The 17420-nt window shown below is 61.6% G+C and carries 16 protein-coding genes; 9 read left to right on the top strand and 7 right to left on the bottom strand.

Annotated elements, in window-relative coordinates:
- The first annotated feature begins 32 nt into the window (after window positions 1-32).
- From IPP03_13165 to IPP03_13140, 6 genes are all read left to right on the top strand, one after another.
- On the top strand, window positions 33-2549 hold the full coding sequence (locus tag IPP03_13165; GenBank protein ID MBL0353549.1) for an arylsulfatase: 2517 nt from the start codon (window positions 33-35) through the stop codon (window positions 2547-2549).
- 203 nt (window positions 2550-2752) lie between these two features.
- Window positions 2753-3031, top strand: coding sequence for a hypothetical protein (locus IPP03_13160; GenBank protein MBL0353548.1), 279 nt, complete (start codon window positions 2753-2755; stop codon window positions 3029-3031).
- A 58-nt stretch (window positions 3032-3089) separates the two neighbouring features.
- Window positions 3090-3386, top strand: a complete 297-nt coding sequence (locus IPP03_13155; protein MBL0353547.1) for a hypothetical protein — start codon at window positions 3090-3092, stop codon at window positions 3384-3386.
- Window positions 3383-4282 (top strand): DUF2092 domain-containing protein, encoded by a 900-nt coding sequence (locus tag IPP03_13150; protein ID MBL0353546.1) that lies wholly within the window; start codon window positions 3383-3385, stop codon window positions 4280-4282. The genes IPP03_13155 and IPP03_13150 overlap by 4 nt, the downstream gene beginning before the upstream one ends.
- 14 nt (window positions 4283-4296) lie before the next feature.
- Window positions 4297-4935: a hypothetical protein gene (locus IPP03_13145; protein MBL0353545.1), complete on the top strand. Its 639-nt coding sequence runs from the start codon at window positions 4297-4299 to the stop codon at window positions 4933-4935.
- A gap of 442 nt (window positions 4936-5377) precedes the next feature.
- Window positions 5378-5875, top strand: a complete 498-nt coding sequence (locus IPP03_13140) for a D-tyrosyl-tRNA(Tyr) deacylase (protein MBL0353544.1) — start codon at window positions 5378-5380, stop codon at window positions 5873-5875.
- Window positions 5876-5927: 52 nt separating this feature from the next.
- On the opposite strand, the gene IPP03_13135 is transcribed toward IPP03_13140, so the two are convergent.
- The 5 genes from IPP03_13135 to gshA all read right to left on the bottom strand — a co-directional run bounded on the left by IPP03_13135 (window position 5928) and on the right by gshA (window position 10899).
- A complete protein-coding gene (locus IPP03_13135) occupies window positions 5928-6800 on the bottom strand; it encodes a carbon-nitrogen hydrolase family protein (GenBank protein ID MBL0353543.1) in 873 nt (290 codons plus the stop codon).
- Complete coding sequence (locus IPP03_13130) at window positions 6797-7450, bottom strand: GNAT family N-acetyltransferase (GenBank protein MBL0353542.1); 654 nt, start codon at window positions 7448-7450, stop codon at window positions 6797-6799. Before IPP03_13130 ends, IPP03_13135 begins: the two co-directional genes overlap by 4 nt.
- Window positions 7451-7584: 134 nt before the next feature.
- On the bottom strand, window positions 7585-8613 hold the full coding sequence (locus IPP03_13125; protein MBL0353541.1) for an FAD:protein FMN transferase: 1029 nt from the start codon (window positions 8611-8613) through the stop codon (window positions 7585-7587).
- Complete coding sequence (gene gshB / locus IPP03_13120; protein MBL0353540.1) at window positions 8598-9599, bottom strand: glutathione synthase; 1002 nt, start codon at window positions 9597-9599, stop codon at window positions 8598-8600. Before gshB ends, IPP03_13125 begins: the two co-directional genes overlap by 16 nt.
- Window positions 9600-9606: 7 nt before the next feature.
- Complete coding sequence (gene gshA / locus IPP03_13115; protein ID MBL0353539.1) at window positions 9607-10899, bottom strand: glutamate--cysteine ligase; 1293 nt, start codon at window positions 10897-10899, stop codon at window positions 9607-9609.
- A 151-nt stretch (window positions 10900-11050) separates the two neighbouring features.
- Between gshA and IPP03_13110 the strand changes: the two genes are divergently transcribed.
- A complete protein-coding gene (locus IPP03_13110; GenBank protein ID MBL0353538.1) occupies window positions 11051-12673 on the top strand; it encodes an ABC-F family ATPase in 1623 nt (540 codons plus the stop codon).
- Here IPP03_13110 and IPP03_13105 read toward each other — a convergent pair whose 3' ends face one another.
- Window positions 12674-13144 carry a DUF1857 family protein gene (locus IPP03_13105; GenBank protein ID MBL0353537.1) on the bottom strand — a complete coding sequence of 157 codons (471 nt, stop codon included), beginning with the start codon at window positions 13142-13144 and terminating at the stop codon, window positions 12674-12676. It lies immediately after the preceding gene.
- A gap of 23 nt (window positions 13145-13167) precedes the next feature.
- Here IPP03_13105 and IPP03_13100 point away from each other — a divergent pair, with 23 nt between their 5' ends.
- Window positions 13168-13875: a pseudouridine synthase gene (locus IPP03_13100; protein MBL0353536.1), complete on the top strand. Its 708-nt coding sequence runs from the start codon at window positions 13168-13170 to the stop codon at window positions 13873-13875.
- Window positions 13872-14786: a LysR family transcriptional regulator gene (locus IPP03_13095; GenBank protein MBL0353535.1), complete on the top strand. Its 915-nt coding sequence runs from the start codon at window positions 13872-13874 to the stop codon at window positions 14784-14786. The genes IPP03_13100 and IPP03_13095 overlap by 4 nt, the downstream gene beginning before the upstream one ends.
- 63 nt (window positions 14787-14849) lie before the next feature.
- Here IPP03_13095 and IPP03_13090 read toward each other — a convergent pair whose 3' ends face one another.
- Complete coding sequence (locus IPP03_13090; GenBank protein ID MBL0353534.1) at window positions 14850-17369, bottom strand: DNA topoisomerase III; 2520 nt, start codon at window positions 17367-17369, stop codon at window positions 14850-14852.
- Between the last annotated feature and the right edge of the window lie 51 nt (window positions 17370-17420).

Here is a 17420-nt window from a genome sequence, read left to right as displayed (position 1 = left end):
ATGGCAGCAATATTTCGTACGAGGAGACAACAATGATTACCTTACGATCAATATTCAAGGCAACTGGCGTGGTTGCCATTTCACTCGCGATGGTTGGGCCACTCAGGGCGCAGCAGGTTACCGGCACGCTCGGTTCTCCCAGCGCGACGACGACTATCAGCGGCAAGCAATTGCCACGGCCGGAGCCAAAATTCGGTGGCGTCATCAAGAATGACGCGCTGCAATCCAAGCCTTGGTGGGCGCCGCGCGTCGTGCCGCCGAAAATTGCGCCGAACGTACTCCTCATTATTACCGACGATGCCGGCTTCGCGGTACCGAGCACCTTCGGTGGCGTGATCCCGACGCCGGCGATGGACCGCATCGCCAATGAAGGGCTGCGTTACAACCGCATGTTCTCGACCGCGCTGTGCTCGCCGACGCGCGCCGCGCTGATCACCGGGCGCAATCACCATTCGGTCGGCTTCGGCGTGATCGGCGAGCAGTCGACGGGCTTCCCCGGCTACAACAGCGTGATCGGCGTCGACAACGCGACGATCGGCCGCATTCTGCTGGACAACGGCTACAACACCTCGTGGTTCGGCAAGGACCACAACACGCCGGTCTTCCAGGCCAGCCAGTCAGGCCCGTTCAACCAGTGGCCGACCGGTATGGGCTTCGAGTACTTCTACGGTTTCGTCGGCGGCGACGCCAACCAGTGGGAGCCGAACCTGTTTCGCAACACGACGCAGATCTATCCCTTCCTCGGCAAGCCGCCCGGCACCTGGAACCTGATCACTGCAATGGCCGACGAAGCGATCGACTGGACAACGCGGATGCACCAGATCGACCCGGGCAAGCCGATCTTCGTCAAGTACGCGCCGGGTGCGACGCACGCACCGCACCACCCGACCAAGGAATGGGTCGACAAGATCCACGCCATGCACCTGTTCGACGACGGCTACCAGAAGCTGCGCGAACGCATCTTCGAAAACCAGAAGAAGCTCGGCGTGATCCCGGCGGACACCCAACTGTCGCCCTGGCCGGACAAGGTCCTGCCACCGTGGGACTCGCTCAGCGCCGAGGCTAAGAAGCTCTACATCCGCCAGGTCGAGGTCTTCGCCGCCTACGCCGCGTACAATGACCACGAGATCGGCCGCGTCATTCAGTCCTTCCAGGACCTGGGCAAGCTCGACAACACGCTCATCATCTACATCAACGGCGACAACGGCACCAGCGCCGAAGGCGGACCGCTGGGCACGCCCAATGAAGTGGCGTTCTTCAATGGCGTCTCGATTCCGGTGGACGTGCAGATGAAGTGGTACGACGTGTGGGGGACCGACCAAACCTACAACCACATGTCGGCAGGCTGGTCGTGGGCCTTCGACACGCCGTTCGACTGGTTCAAGCAGAACGCTTCGCGCCTCGGCGGCATCAACCAGAACATGGTCGTCTCGTGGCCGGCGCGCATCAAGGACAAGGGCGCCTTGCGCAATCAGTTCATCCACGTCATTGACGTCTTGCCGACCATCCTTGAGGCCGCCGGCATCAAGGCCCCCGAGGTGGTCGACGGCATCAAGCAGAAGCCGATCGAGGGCACAAGCTTTGCCTATACGTTCGACGCGGCGAACGCCAAGACGCCATCGCACCACAAGGTCCAGTACTTCGAGATGATGGGCCAGTGGGCGCTGTATGACGACGGCTGGATGCTCAGCACCAAGGTTGATCGCGCGCCGTGGGAAGCCTTTGGTGCGGCTAACCCCGACCCGCTGAACAATCAGGTGTTCCAGCTTTACAACCTGAACAAGGACTTCAGCCAGTCGCAGGACATCGCGGCGCAACACCCGGAGAAGGTCAAGCAGATGCGCGCAGCGTTCATCGCCGAGGCGAAGAAGCACCAGGTCTTCCCGCTCGACGCGTCGGTCGCGGCACGCATGATCGCATCGCGGCCGAACATCACCGCCGGGCGGAGCGAGTTTGTCTATACGCGGCCGATGGTCGGGCTGCCGCAGGGTGACTCGCCACTGCTGCTGAACACCTCGTACACCATCACCGCGGACATCGACGTGCCGCAAGGCGGCGCCGAAGGCATGCTATTGACCTCGGGCGGGCGCTTCGCCGGCTACGGCTTCTACCTGCTCAAGAGCAAGCCGGTGTACCTGTGGAACATGGTCGACCTGGAGCGGATCAAGTGGGAAGGTGCAGAGGCGCTGACCCCCGGCAAGCACACGGTCGAGTTCGACTTCAAGTACGACGGCCTGGGCGTCGGCACGCTGGTCTTCAACAGCTTCAGCGGCCTCGGCCGGCCCGGTGTCGGCACGCTGAAGGTCGACGGCAAGGTGGTCGACACCAAGAAGATGGAAAAGACCCTGCCGATCATCCTCCAATGGGACGAGAGCTTTGACATCGGTTCGGACACGCTCACCGGCGTGAACGATGCCGACTACAAGCCGCCTTTTGCTTTCACCGGTAATCTCAACAAGCTGACGATCAAGGTGGACCGACCGCAGTTGTCGCCCGCCGACATCAAGACGCTCGAAGCGGCGATGAAGGAAAAGGCGAAGGCCGACTGATTGAAGCCATGCGCTGGCGCCTGCGGGCGCCAGCCATCCATTTTTCGGAGGTTGGCGCGTTCATGATGAAAATTGCCGCATTTTTGCTGTCGACCGCAGCACTCACCGTCAGCCTGATTCCGCTGCCAGCGCAGGCGCGGGTCAAGGCGGAAGCGCCCGCTGCGCAGGCCGATGGTGTGTTCGGCGCCCTGTCGGGGCGCTGGATACGGCCGGATGGCGGTTACGTCATCGACATCCGAAGCATCGACGCCAGGGGCAAGGTCGACGCCTCCTACGCCAATCCGAACCCGCTGCCCTTCGCTCGTGCGGAAGCGACCCGTGAGGGCAAGACGATCAAACTGTTCTTCGAACTGCGTGCCGGCGGCTACAACGGCTCCACCTACACGCTGACCTACGATCCGGCGAGCGACACCCTCAAGGGCGTCTATTTCCAGGCCGTGGCGCAGCAGAAATTCGATATCTATTTCACGCGCACCAAGTGAGTTTGAAATGTGGCGCATCACTGATTCATCCGATTGATTGAAAAGCAAGGAGATCAAAATGGACAAACTGCCCGCGTTCCTCGCTGCTGCCGCCCTGACCGTCGTGGCTGGCGTTGCCCACGCTCAGTATCCGATCATGGATATGGTTGCCGACAAGGTGATCCAGAAATACCAGACGGCGACCTGCCAGCAGTTGTGGGAGGAAAAGGCGGCTGGTCAAGGCCAGCCCAAAACCGAGCGGGAACAGCGCGCCATCGAGATGTTGCGTAACGATCCGCAGATGCGCACTGCATTCTTCAACAAGATCTCGGCGCCCATCGTAAACAAGATGTTCGAATGCGGGATGATTCCATGACCCTTACAAGTAAGCAATTCATGCGCCGCACGGCGATCGCGCTGGCGCTGGCCGTGCTGGCAGCGACCTCCGTTAGCGCCGAGACGACCCAGGCGGCTGCCAAGCCGGCGAAAGCGGCCAAGAAGCAGCCGGTGCCGGAATTCAAGATGGTGCTCGAACCTCGGGCGATGGATCTGCTCAAGGCGACGAGCGCGCGCCTCGCTGCAGCGAAATCGCTGGCCTTTACTGCAACCGTGAGCTACGAATACCCGAGCAAGCTCGGACCGGCAATCGTCTACATCTCGCGCTACGATGTCGCCATGCAGCGCCCGGACAGGCTCCGGGTCATCATGCCCGGCGACGGGCCGGCGTCGGAGTTTTACTACGACGGCAAGACGATGATGGCGTTCGCGCCCGCCGAGAACCTGGTTGCCGTAGCCGATGCGCCACCGACCATCGACGCGATGCTGAAGAAGGCCTTCGAATCCGCCGCCATCTTCTATCCGTTCACCGACCTGGTTGCGGCCGACCCCTTTGCCGCACTGACCGACGGAGCGAAGCTGGCCTTCTACATCGGCCCGTCCGGCATGGTTGGAGGCACGAAGACCGACATGGTCGCCTGGGCCAACAACGATGTCTTCATCCAGATGTGGATCGGCGTCGACGACAAGCTGCCGCGCCGTATCCGCGCAGTCTATAGCGCCGATCCGCTGCGCCTGCGCCACGACATGGAACTGTCCAATTGGCAACTCGACCCGCAAATCGGCCCCGAGATGTTCGCATCGCCGAAGGCGCAAGCCGCGCAGCGGATGACTTTTGTCCATCCGGTCAGCGCGCCCTCAGCGGGCGCCAAGCCATTGACCAAGGCGAAACCAGCCAAGGCGGCCTTGGGTAAATCCCCGGGCAACGCGCAATGAAAGGGCGAAACATCATGAACAGGAATATTACTGGAATGGCGGTATTGCTGGTTACGGCGTTGTGGGCGTCGCAGGCGGGAGCATGGGGTAGCGCCAACCGTTTTGGCGGCCACACGGAGCACGTTGCCGGCATGGGTACCGAGCATACCAACGCCTGGGGCGGCAGTTCCGCGCATGCCTGGGGGGGGGGGACCGAACATACCAATGCCTATGGCGGTACGACGGCGGGCAGGTACGGTGAGGGCGCCTACCACGCGACGCCTTATGGCGCGACCGCCTATCACCCGCCAGGGTACGGTGGGTATCCGGGCTATCGCCCGCCGTATCCTGTCTATCACCCGCCGGTCGTCGTGCCGGCGTATTCGGCCGGTTGCTACGGCTGTGCCGCTGCGGCCGGGGCTATCGTTGGTGTTGCCGCTGGTGCGGCGATCGCTTCGGCCAATACGGCGGCGGCGACCAGCTCGGCTTACAACGCCGGTGTCGCGGTCGGCGCCGCAGGCAGCTACGCGATGGGAGTCAATTACGCGACGCTACCGCCGGGATCCTCTCCGGCGACCGTCGCGGGCGCCACGTACTACATTAAAGGCAATACCTGGTTCACGCCGATGTACGGGGCCAACGGGGTCTATTACCGGGTGGTGCCGACGCCATAGCGACTGGTCTCCCAAGCTTATCGTAGTCAGTGCAATTCCAACATAGCAGCCAGTTCCAAGGATCAAGCCATGAAAACGTCACTATTCACCTTGTCAGCTACGCTTCTGACAATGGCCTTTGCTTCCAGTGCTTATGCGGTGACCTGCGCCGATGGTGTTCGTCGCGCGGAGTGCGAAACATCGAGAGGCGCTGTGGAAGTCCGCAAGCCTGTCGAGCCCGTTCCGGCGCGCGGGGTTGAAGCAGCTCCCGCTCGGGGGGTTGAAGTCGCGCCGGGCAGGGAGGCTCCCGTGGCGCGCGAGGCTGAGGTGCGTGCGTCACCAGAGTGTCGCATGGTCGACGGTCGGCGCGTCTGCCGCTAAGTGGCTTCGGCTCGGGCAGCGCCCGGTCGTTTCGCAGGGCTCCATGCGGGGCCCTTTTCTACTTCATCTCAGGAAAACAAGCATGCGCGTTGTGCTGCAACGGGTTTGCGAGGCCTCTGTCGTCTCCCAGAGGGGAGTGGGCCACGGGCCCCTTTGCCTTCGGGGCGCGGTAGACGGCCAAATTTGCGGAAAAATTGGCCGAGGTCTGCTGGTACTCGCCGCGTTCGAGGATGCAGACGGTGACGGCGATCTCGACTGGATGGCCGGGAAGATCCTCAGGATGCGCTTGTTCGCTGATGATGCCGGGGTGATGAACCGCAGTGTTCAGGAAGTGGACGGAGAGATACTCGCAGTTTCACAGTTCACGCTGTATGCATCGGTGAGGAAGGGCAACCGGCCCTCATGGAGCAGGGCGGCGCGCAGCGAAATCTCGGAACCGCTGTTTCAGCGCTTTGTCGCGAAACTGGCTCAGGAGCTCGGCAAGCCGGTGGCGACCGGGGTGTTTGGCGCCGACATGCTGGTCAGTCTGATGAATGACGGGCCGGTAACGCTGTGCGTCGACTCAAGATCAGTGGAGTGAGTGAGCGCTAACTCCGGAATGGATGTCGGAGCACGATGGATGGGCCGGGTAATCAGTCGGCGACGACGATGACAGGTCGATTACTGTAGAACTCGTGGCGCTTGTCGAGCAGCGGAATCGTCGTGCCCTTGAGCCTGTTTTCGTGGAGCAAGGCCAGGTCAACATCGGCCACGACGATCTGTTCTTCATTGATGACGCCTTCGGCGGCGATCCCGTCACGCGCGAAGTGAAAGTCCGAAGGGGTAATGATCGACGCCTGGCCATAGTGCAGACGTAGTCCGGCGACCGGCAGATTGCCGACGGTGCTGGTCATCGCGACATAGACCTGATTCTCGATGGCGCGGGCGTGGCAACAGTAGCGGACGCGCAGGAAGCCCTGACGGTCGTCGGTGCATGAGGGCACGAAGACTATCTCGGCGCCTTCCTCGGCGGCGCACCGCGCCAGTTCGGGGAATTCGATGTCGTAGCAGATGAGGATGGCGATCTTGCCGTGCGGCGTCTCGAAGACCTTGAGGACGTCGCCATGGTCGCTGTTCCACTTCTCCTTCTCCCAGCGCGTGCGGTGAATCTTGTCCTGGAGATGCACGGCACCTCCCGGGGTGAACAGAAAGGCAGTGTTGAGCAACTGGCCGTCACGGATGTTCGGGTGCGTGCCGCCGATCAGATAGTAGCCGTGGCGCACCGCATGCCCGCGGAGCAGTTCGATGTAGGGGGTCGTGTATTCGGACAGCCCGCGCACGGCACTGGGCACATCGTCGTTGTCCATGAAGGACAGCAGTTGCGTGGTGAACAGCTCGGGTAGCAGGACGAACTGCGGGCCGTAGTCGGCGGCGGCGTTGAGGACGAAATCGACCTGCCGGGCAAAGCCGTCCCAGTCCTCGATATGGCGTAACTGGTACTGGATCGACGCGATTCGAACCTTCATGGGTAATCCTTTCCTGGCAGTTGAGTGGGCCGTGACGGATCATATTCCCGGTTGAGCCAGACGATCAGGCTGGCGTTGCCGAGCGATTCCTCGTCTGTTGGCAAGTATCCGTGCAGGATGCCGCAATAGTCGAAACCCTCGTCGAGTTGAAAACGCAGCGCCGGATCGTAGAACTCCCCCCAGATGACACGCTTGGCGTATTCCCCCGCTGTCATCTTGGTGGCGTGCCTGGCGTAGCCGGGCAGACGACCGCCGGCGATGATGCGTTTGAGGTTCATTGCGCGGCACAGCGCGCGCCGTGCTTCGTAAAGCACATGGCCGATGCCGTGGCCGCGCTCGTTGGGGCTGACGCAGACCTCCGCGCCATAGAGTGTGTGGCCAAAGTCGGGGTTGTGCGTGTCGAAAGTGCCGTCGTTGGTAATGCTGGCCCAAGTGTGGTGCAAGCTGTAGTGCTCCCAAACGATGACCAACGAAACGGCGATTCCGACGAGTCGCTCATCCAGAACCGCAGCGAACTGGCCACGCGGGAAGAATTCCAGCAGGTTTGCAAACTGGTCCTCGCGAAAAGGCGGAATCGTCGGATAGACGCGGCTCTGGAGGGCAACGGCCGATTCGATGTCGCGGGGGAGCAGGTTTCGGATAGTTAGCATCGGAGTTGAAGAGTGCCGGCCTCGTCGGGTTTCCTGGATAGACACGATAGCTAGTTTAACCTGCGTCGTAGAGGTACGCACGTCAAAAATGGGCGAATCCGGGAATGGCGACCTGCTGATTGAGGGGCCGGGCTCTACGGCACGATAATGACGTTCGGATGTTTCCCGACGAACTCCAGCCGGGTGTTGAGGGCTTCGGTGACGTAAATGCGACTGTCGCGGTCGACCCGCAAAACCAGGCCAATTTCCATCTTCCTCGCCATTTCCCGCCAGCCGTCGGGGCCGGCGATGAAAATCGGCTTCGACGAGGCATCCGATAGCGTACCGGCCTTGGCGCCGGCCGGAATCAGCACCGTGACGGCCTGGGTGTGATCGACTGGATAGCCTGTCCGCGGGTCGAGCAGATGTGGGTAACGCTTCCCGTCAACCTCGAAAAAGCGCTGATAGTCTCCGGATGTACCGATCGCTTCGCCGTCGGCGAGTTCGACCGTGGCCATCGGGCCGGGCTGGCGCGGGTGCTGGATACCGACCCGCCACTTCCGGCCGTGTTTGCTGCCCAGGGCCATGACGTTGCCACCGATGTTGATCAGCGCATCGTCGATGCCTTGGCTGCGCAGGATTAGGGCGGCCCGGTCAAGTGCGACGCCTTTGAGGTAGCCGCCAAAATCGAGAGCAACCCGGGAATTTCGGCTGCTAATTGTCTCGCCGGTAATGCTGACGTCGGCGATGCTCGGTCTTGCCGCCAACCACGCTTCAATATCCACGGCTGGCGGAATCTCGGCCTTGAATTCGTCGGCGTGGAAGCCCCACATCTTGACGAGCTGGCCGATACCGGGATCGAAGAGGTGCTCACCCTGTTGCGACAATACCTGGGCTTCGCGGGCCAATTCGGCCAGCTCCGGCCTGACCTGATGCGGTCGACCGAAAAGTATGGCCCGATTCAGATCGGTCAGTTCCGATTCCTGCCAGGCGTGATAAGCGCGGTGCAGCCGGTCGAACTCGCGCAGGACACTGGTGATGGCCTTGCGTCCTCGTTCAGGGTCGGTGCTGACGACGATAACCTCAACCCGGGTGCCAAACACGTAGGCCTGCTGTTCCTGCAAGGGTGCGCGGCCGCAGGCGACCATGAGCAGCGTGCACGCCAGAATCAGGAAATGGCGCATTCCCGCTCGATGGCCGCGACGAAGGCTGCCGCCGAATCGAAGCCCGTCTGCTGCCGGATTTCGACCATGCAGGTCGGGCTGGTGACGTTGATTTCGGTGAGGTGGTTGCCGATGACGTCGATGCCGACCAACAGCAGACCGCGATCGAACAGGATCGGGCCGAGTGCTTCGGCGATTTCGCGGTCACGTGCCGTCAGCGCCTGCGCGACGCCGGTGCCGCCAGCGGCGAGATTGCCCCGGGTTTCGCCGGCCTTGGGGATACGCGCCAGACAATAGGGCACCGGCTCGCCGGCGATGAGCAGGATGCGCTTGTCGCCGGCGACGATTTCCGGGAGATGGCGCTGAGCCATGATGGTGCGTTCGCCTTCGTGGGTCAGCGTCTCGATGATCACGTTGCGGTTCGGGTCAGCACGCTGGACCCGGAAGATCTGGCTGCCACCCATGCCGTCGAGCGGCTTGAGAATCACGTCGCCATACTCGTCGATGAACTGCTGCAACTGTTCGACGTCGCGGCAGATCAGCGTCTCCGGCGCAAATTGCGGGAATTCCGCAATCGCTACCTTTTCCGAGTGGTCGCGCAATGCGCGCGGCCGGTTGAAGACCCGCACTCCGTCAGCCTCGGCGCGTTCGAGCAGCCACGTCGCGGTGAGGTACTCGTTGTCGAAGGGTGGATCCCGACGCATGATGATAGCGTCGAAATTGGTGAGCGGTATCCGGTCACGGCCGATCTCGCGGAACCAGTCGTGGTCGTCTGGCTGCATGTGCAATTGCACCGCAACGCCGGAGACGCCACCCGGTTGCGCCGATTTCGGCCAACGCCAGGCCAGCGTGGCGCAGTCGATGGCGAAGACCGCGTGGCTGCAGGTCGCCGCGGCGCGCATCATGGCGATCGACGAGTCCTTGCTGGCCTTCAGTTCCGGGAGAGGATCGAGGACGAAGGCGAGGTTCAATGGGCGGCGCCCGATCGCGGGACGTTCATGATTCATGGTCTGGTTAGTCGCTGCCGGGGTCCACGGACGTGCGTTCGAGTTCGAGCGCGGCGGCCAGGCAGGCGAGACGACCGACGACGCCATAGGCGTAGAAACGGTTCGGCGGTGAATCGGGGTTGCCGGATGCGTGGTCCGGCAGGTTGCAGCCAGTTTCGAAAGCCAGCGGCTCGAAGTGCATGCCTGGCGCATTGAGGTTCTCATCCTTGCCGCGACCCGTATGCACGCGGTAGAAGCCGCCGACCACATAGCGGTCGATCATGTAGATCACCGGCTCGGCCACCGCCTCGTTCAGTGTTTCGAAGGAATGGACCCCCTCCTGGACGATGACCTCGCTGACCTCCAGCCCTTCCTTCCCGACGCTCATCTTGTTACGCTGCCTGCGGTTCAGCGCAATGACCTCGTCGGCATTGCGCACCGTCATCACACCCATGCCATAGGTGCCGGCATCGGCCTTGACGACGACGTAGGGTGTCTCGATGATTTCGTATTCACGGTATTTTTCGCGTATCAGATCGAGCACGGCGGTGATATTGGCAGCCAGACACTCCTCGCCCTGCCGCTCGTGGAAATTGATGCTGCGGCAGACGGAAAAGGCCGGATTGATGCGCCAAGGGTCGATGCCGACATCCCTGGCAAAGTTGCCGGCAACTTCGTCATAGGCGGCAAAATGATTGGACTTCCGGCGCACGGCCCAGCCGGCGTTGAGCGGTGGGAGGATGAACTGCTCGTTCAGGTTGCGCAGGATTGCCGGGATTCCGGCGGAGAGATCGTTGTTGAGCAGGATGGCGCAGGGGTCGAAGCCGTCGAGCCCAAGCCGGTATTGTGAGCGGACCAGCGGTTCAAGCAAAAGGTGCTGGCCATTTTCGAGTTGGACGGGCGTTGGTCCAGTGATGTCCGGGAGCAGCGAGCCGAGCCTGACGTTCAGGCCGGTCCGGCGCAGGATGGCGACGATCTGGGCGACGTTTTGCAGGTAGAACTGGTTGCGTGTGTGGTTTTCGGGGATCAGCAGCAGATTGCGCGCATCCGGGCAGATCTTTTCGATTGCCACCATCGCCGCCTGCACGCAGAGGGGCAGGAAGGCCGGGTTCAGGTTGTTAAAACCGCCGGGGAAGAGGTTGGTGTCGACCGGAGCCAGCTTGAAGCCGGAGTTGCGCAGGTCACAGGACGAATAGAAGGGCGGTGTGTGCTCCTGCCAGCGCCCGCGCAGCCAGTGCTCGATCTGTGTGCTGCTGTCGAGGAAGCGGCGCTCGAGTTCGAGCAGGGGGCCGGTGAGGGCGGTCGTTAGATGTGGAACCATGGGCTGTATCGGTGCCAGCAAGGCGCGTAACTGTCGGGGTGAATGTTACACCGCAGGGCATTGGCGCGGGGCTCCGATTCGCGGTCAACTCCTTGAAAGCAGGTAAAATCCAGCACTTCGTCCTACATCCAACCAGCAGATCGGAATCGCCGTGCTTGTCGCCGCCAACATTGCCCTGCAGTTCGGGGCCAAACCCCTGTTCGAGAACGTCAACGTCAAGTTCGGCGAAGGCTACCGCTATGGCCTGATTGGCGCCAATGGGGCGGGCAAGTCGACTTTCATGAAGATCCTGTACGGCGCGCTGGAGGCGTCGGCGGGCAATGTCTCGAAGGAGAAGCATGAGCGCATGGCGTATCTCCGGCAGGACCAGTTCGCGTACGAGGACGTTCGCGTTCTCGACGTCGTGCTGATGGGCCACGAGGAAATGTGGGCGTGCATGAGCGAGAAGGATGCGATCTACGCCAGCCCGGAGGCGTCCGAAGACGATTACATGCACGCCGCCGAGCTCGAAGCCAGGTTCGCCGAGTACGATGGCTATACCGCTGAATCACGCGCCGGCGAACTCCTGATGGGGGCCGGCATTCCGATCGGGCAGCACAACGGTCCGATGCGCGAAGTCGCGCCGGGCTGGAAGCTGCGCGTCCTGCTGTGTCAGGCGCTGTTTGCCAATCCGGACATCCTGCTGCTCGACGAGCCGACCAACAACCTCGATATCAACACAATTCGCTGGCTGGAGGATATTCTGAACAATCGCGAGTCGACGATGATCATCATCTCGCACGACCGCCACTTTCTGAATCAGGTCTGCACTCACATGGCCGACCTCGATTACGGCAGGATCACCGTCTACCCTGGAAATTACGACGACTTCATGGAAGCGTCGACCCAGGCACGCGAACGCCAGTCGAGTGCCAATGCGAAGGCCAAGGAACGCATCGCGGAACTGCAGACCTTCGTCCGCCGCTTTTCGGCCAATGCCTCGAAGGCGAAGCAGGCGACAAGCCGCGTCAAGCTGATCGACAAGCTGAAGCCGGAAGACGTCAAGCCATCATCCCGCCAGTACCCGTGGATCCGCTTTGACTTCGACGACAAGGACAAGCTTCACCGGCAGGCGGTCGAGGTCGAAAGGGTCTCCTTCGCCTATGAGGGAGCGCCGCGCAAGATTTTCAGCAATCTTGGTTTCACGATCAACGCAGGCGAAAAGGTTGCCGTTATTGGTGAGAACGGGGTCGGCAAGACGACCCTGCTGCGGCTGCTGGTGGGCGAGCTGCAACCGCAGTTCGGCGCGTTCAAGTGGGCGGAGAAGGCGAGGCTCGGTTACTACCCGCAGGATCACTCGGCGCTGTTCAGCTCCGAAACGAGTCTGACGCAGTGGATTTCCGGCTATGTCCGCGCCGGTGGCTACGATGGTGGCGACGTCGAGACGCTGATTCGCGGCACGCTGGGGCGTCTACTTTTCTCGGGGGACGAGGTGAAGAAGCCGGTCAACGTGATTTCCGGCGGCGAGCAGGGGCGCATGCTGTTCGGCAAGCTGATGCTGCTCCATTCGAACGTGCTGATCATGGATGAACCGACCAACCACCTCGACATGGAATCGATCGAATCGCTCAACACCGGGCTTGAGAAATTTCCCGGAACTCTGGTCTTCGTCTCGCACGACCGGGAATTCGTGTCCTCGCTGGCGACCCGTGTCTTTGAGGTCAAGGGCGATGGCAAGATCGTCGATTACCTTGGCGGTTACGAAGACTACCTGGCAAGCCTGGGCGTGAACTGACTATTGCGGCATGCCGCCTGCGGCAAAGGTGCGGATCAGCTGCACGCAGTCCACGGCGGACTGATGGTAGGCGGACTTGACGTATTCGATGTAGGCGCAGTCTTCCGAATCCGGTCCGCTGGCCAGCGTCGTCTGGTAGGTAAAGCGCAGGAAGAGGAATGCCGGTTCAGGCTCCTCGATTGTGATGGTCAGGCTGCCGCCGGGGTGGGTAGGCGACGGCTGGATTTCGAAACGGACCCAGTGTGCATCGACCAGCGTGACGCGATCCTGAATTACCGCCGGGCCGAAATCGAGCTGGCGCAGCAGAGCGTGGGCACGGCGTTCGATGATGACGCATGATTCCAGCCCTGGCAGGAAGGGAACGGAGTCTTCGACACGGTGGAGCAGACCCTGCCAGACCTGCTGACGGCTGAGCGGCGGGATCAGGGGGTTTTGCGGATCGTTGACCTGGATCAGATGCTCGAATTTCACGCGTCAATGCTAACATCGACGCCATGCAACTTGATCGAATCCTCCAGAAGCATGGATTCGGCACCCGCAAGGAATGCCGGGCGCTCTGCTGGGACGGGCGAGTCGCGGTCAATGGACTGCCCCACGGAGATCCCTTCACCGATATCGATTGCGCCGGGCTGGTGCTAACCGTCGATGGCATCGACTGGCCCTACGCCGAGTTTGTCACCCTGATGCTTCACAAGCCGCTCGGCTACGAGTGCTCGCGCAAGCCACAGCATCATCCGAGCGTCCTTTACCTGTTGCCGCCCCCTCTCCGGGAGCGTGGCGTACAGCCTATCGGGCGGCTCGACGCGGATACGAGCGGCCTGTTGCTGGTCACTGACGACGGCCAACTGAACCACGCCATTTCTTCCGCCAAACGCAAGGTGCCGAAGGTCTATCTGGCCTCGACGAAGCACCCGGTCGACCAGGAGCAGATCGGCCGCCTGCTCTCCGGTGTGCTTTTGAACGACGAACCCGAGCCGATTGCGGCAGCAGCCTGCGAAAAGGCCGGTGCAAATTTGCTGCGCCTGACCCTGACTAGCGGCAAGTATCATCAGGTTAAGCGCATGGTCGCGGCAGCCGGCAATCGTGTCGAGGCACTGCATCGGGAGGCGGTCGGCGAGCTTTCGCTACCTACCAGCCTGCAACCCGGTGAATGGCGCTGGCTTGTTGCGGTCGACCTCGAAAAACTGGGATATTCGCGATGACCCTGACGGAAATGCGTTACATCGTCTCGCTCGCCCGCGAGCGTCATTTCGGGAGGGCCGCCGAGGCCTGCCATGTCAGCCAGCCGACTCTCTCCGTGGCATTGAAGAAGGTCGAGGGACAACTCGGGGCCGCGCTGTTCGAGCGGACTGTTTCCGATGTCCGGATCACCGCTCTCGGCGAGCGCATCGTCGCGCAGGCGCGGCGCGTTCTGGAAGAGGCGGTACGCCTGGAGGAGATCGCCGAGGCGACGGGGGATCCGATGAGCGGGCAGTTGCGTGTTGGCATCATCTATACCATTGCGCCCTATCTACTGCCGCAACTGATTCCGGCATTGCACCGGCAGGCGCCGAAGATGCCACTGTTCCTCAAGGAGGATTTTACGGCGAGCCTGATTCCGGCGCTGAAGGCCGGCGAGCTGGACGTCATCGTCATCGCCTTGCCGTTCGCCGAACCCGGCCTGGTGGCCCAGCCGGTCTACACCGAGCCGTTCCGTATCGTCGTTCCGGCAGGACATTCCTGGGTTCCACGGATGTCCATCGCACCGGACGAACTGGATGGCGAGAATCTGCTGCTGCTCGGCCAAGGGAACTGCTTTCGCGACCAGGTGCTGGAGTCCTGCCCGCGACTGAGCGGACCCGATGCGCTCGAGCACTCGCTGGAGGGTGGCTCGCTGGAAACGATCCGCTACATGGTGGCGAGTGGCGCCGGGGTGGCAGTTATGCCGAGCACGGCGGCTGATCCGCTCGTGGACAGGGAGTCGATGGTCAGAGTGCTGCCATTTTCGGGAGAGTCCCCCTCGCGGACGGTCGGACTCGTCTGGCGGGTGACCTTTCCGCGGCCGCAGGCGATCGACGCCGTCCGTGCTGCGCTGTTGTCCTGCCAGTTGCCGGGAGCGACGGCTGTCCGTTGATTAGGTTTCACGTGGAACGGAGAGCCAACCACGACGACGTCCGTCGATCGCTCATGCGATGAATCAAGTACTCGATTTCATCACAGCGGGTTTTTTGACCGGCGCCTTCTTCTCGAACTCGAAGCCGACCTTGCCTTCCTGAACGATGAGGTAGGCTGAGAACTTGCGGCGCGTACGGTTGGAAATAAAGCCTCTCAGCAGATCGGTCCTGCCCTCGGCCAGAAGTTTCGTCATCTGCTCGGAATCGATGGGTTGCTGCAGAATGATCTTGCCCGAGCGGAAGTCGCAGGTCTTGGCCGCCCCGACCGATTTTTCGCAGACATAGGCAGTCCCATGCTCGAAGACGCCCGCGGCGCACTTGGGGCACTTGCCCAGGCTCTGCTCCGCTGGGAAGTCGATTGTTTCCGCTTCGTCGTTCTCTCCCGCTCGGGGTTGTCCGAAGTCGAATTCGGGCTCCATGTTGCCGTTCAGCCTGATGGCGGCAGTGAAGGCGCGCCCCATTCTGTTGCGGAAACCGCTCAGTGGGCCGATCTCCTTCTCGGTGATCAGGGTGTCGATCTCAGCCGGCTCGAACTGGCGGCCGGCAACGATTTTCCACAAGGAATAGTCGCAGCCGCCGCACTGAAACTTCTTGTAGGTCTCGCGAATCTGGCCGCCGCAGCGCGGGCAGGGTGCGGTCAACACGCCGAAGTCGCCGGGGATGGTATCGGCTTCGTAACTCTTCGCGCGCTCGACCATGTGCCGGGTCATCTCGGCGATCTCGCGCATGAATTCGATGCGCGTGAATTCCCCCTTCTCGATGCGGCCAAGCTTCCATTCCCAGTCGCCGGTCAGTTCGGGCTGGGTCAATTCGTTGATTCCTAGACCGGTGAGGAGTGTCATCAGCGAGAAGGCTTTGGCTGTCGGGATCAACTCGCGGCCTTCACGATGCATGTACTGCTCACCGATCAGGTTTTCGATGATCTGGGCACGGGTGGCTGGTGTGCCGAGGCCACGGCCGGCCATCGCCGCCTTCAGTTCCTCGTCGTCGACCATTTTGCCGGCACCTTCCATGGCCGACAGCAGCGTCGCTTCGGAGTAGCGTGGGGGCGGTTTGGTTTCGTTGGCCTTGACGGTGACTTCCTCGGTTTTTACCTTTTCTTCGGCGTCGACCGCAACCAGGTTGCCTTCGCCGCCTTCCTGCGCCTCCTTACCGTGCACAGCGAGCCAACCCGGATTGACCAGCACCTTGCCCTCGGTCTTGAAGGGATGGCCTTCGACGCGGGTGATGCGGGTAGTGACGAGAAACTCAGCGGCCGGGAAGAAGACCGACAGGAAACGCCTGACGACAAAATCGTAGAGTTTCTGTTCAAGTTCGTTCAGATTTTTCGGCGCCTGCGGCGTCGGGATGATGGCGAAGTGGTCGCTAATCTTGGCATTGTTGAAGATGCGTTTATTCGGATGGACCCAGTTGCGGGCCAGGATCTGGTGTGCGAACGGTGCGTAAAGGGCGAGCAGAACCTCGTCGTGGCCCTTGCCGGCGCCTTGGCCGGTCAATACTGCCAGCGTCTCTTTGACCGTCGGTATATAGTCTTCCGGCAGGCAGCGCGCATCGGTCCGCGGATAAGTCAGGACCTTGTGCTTTTCGTAGAGCGACTGGGCCAGCGATAACGTGGTTTTGGCCGAGAAGCCGAAGCGACTGTTGGCTTCACGCTGCAGGCTGGTCAGGTCGAAAAGCAGGGGTGAAAGCCGGGTTTCCGGCTTGGCTTCCTCGCTGACGATACCCGACTTGCCTAGTGTGGCAGCGCGAATGGCTTCGGCCCGGGTTTGTTCCCACAGGCGGTCGGCGCGCGCGTGTTCGTCTTCGTCCTTACCCTTGTAAGTTTCGTCGAACCACTTGCCGGCATAGTTGCCGGCTTTGGCGGCGAATTCCGCCTCGACTTCCCAATAGGCGCGTGGTATGAATTTGCGAATTTTACGTTCGCGTTCGACGACGATAGCCAGCGTCGGCGTCTGGACGCGGCCGACGGTGGTCAGGTGGAAGCCGCCAGTCTTGGAGTTGAAGGCGGTCATCGCCCGCGTGCCGTTGATGCCGACCAGCCAGTCGGATTCCGAACGGCAGACGGCGGCATCGCCGAGGCCCTGCATTTCCTGACCATTGCGCAAGCGTGAAAAACCGTCACGAATGGCGCCCTGGGTCATCGACTGCAACCAAAGGCGCTGAACCGGCTTGGTGGTTTTTGAGTTTTGTGCGATGTAATTGAAGATCAATTCTCCTTCCCGCCCCGCGTCACAGGCATTGATCAGGCCATCGACATCCTTACGCTTGATCAGTCTGTTGAGAAGCTTGAGCCGCGACTCGGTCTTCTCGATTGGCGACAGGGCGAAGTGAGGCGGGATCACCGGCAGGTGGGAGAACGACCACTTGCCGCGCTTGACCTCGAATTCCTCCGGGCAGGCAAGTTCCAGCAAGTGGCCGATGGCCGAGGAGAGCACGTGCGAATCGCTCTCGAAATAGTCGTCGTGCTTGATAAAGCCCCCCAGCGCCTTGGCGATATCGGCGGCGACGGAGGGTTTTTCAGCGATGATCAGTCTTTTTGTCATGTACTCGGCCTGTTGGATTCCGGCGCATGATAAGTGCCTCGTGCGCGGCTT

It is taken from the genome of Candidatus Dechloromonas phosphoritropha (genome assembly GCA_016722705.1).
GTDB lineage: Bacteria > Pseudomonadota > Gammaproteobacteria > Burkholderiales > Rhodocyclaceae > Azonexus > Azonexus phosphoritrophus.
This window is presented reverse-complemented; position numbering and strand designations above follow the sequence as displayed.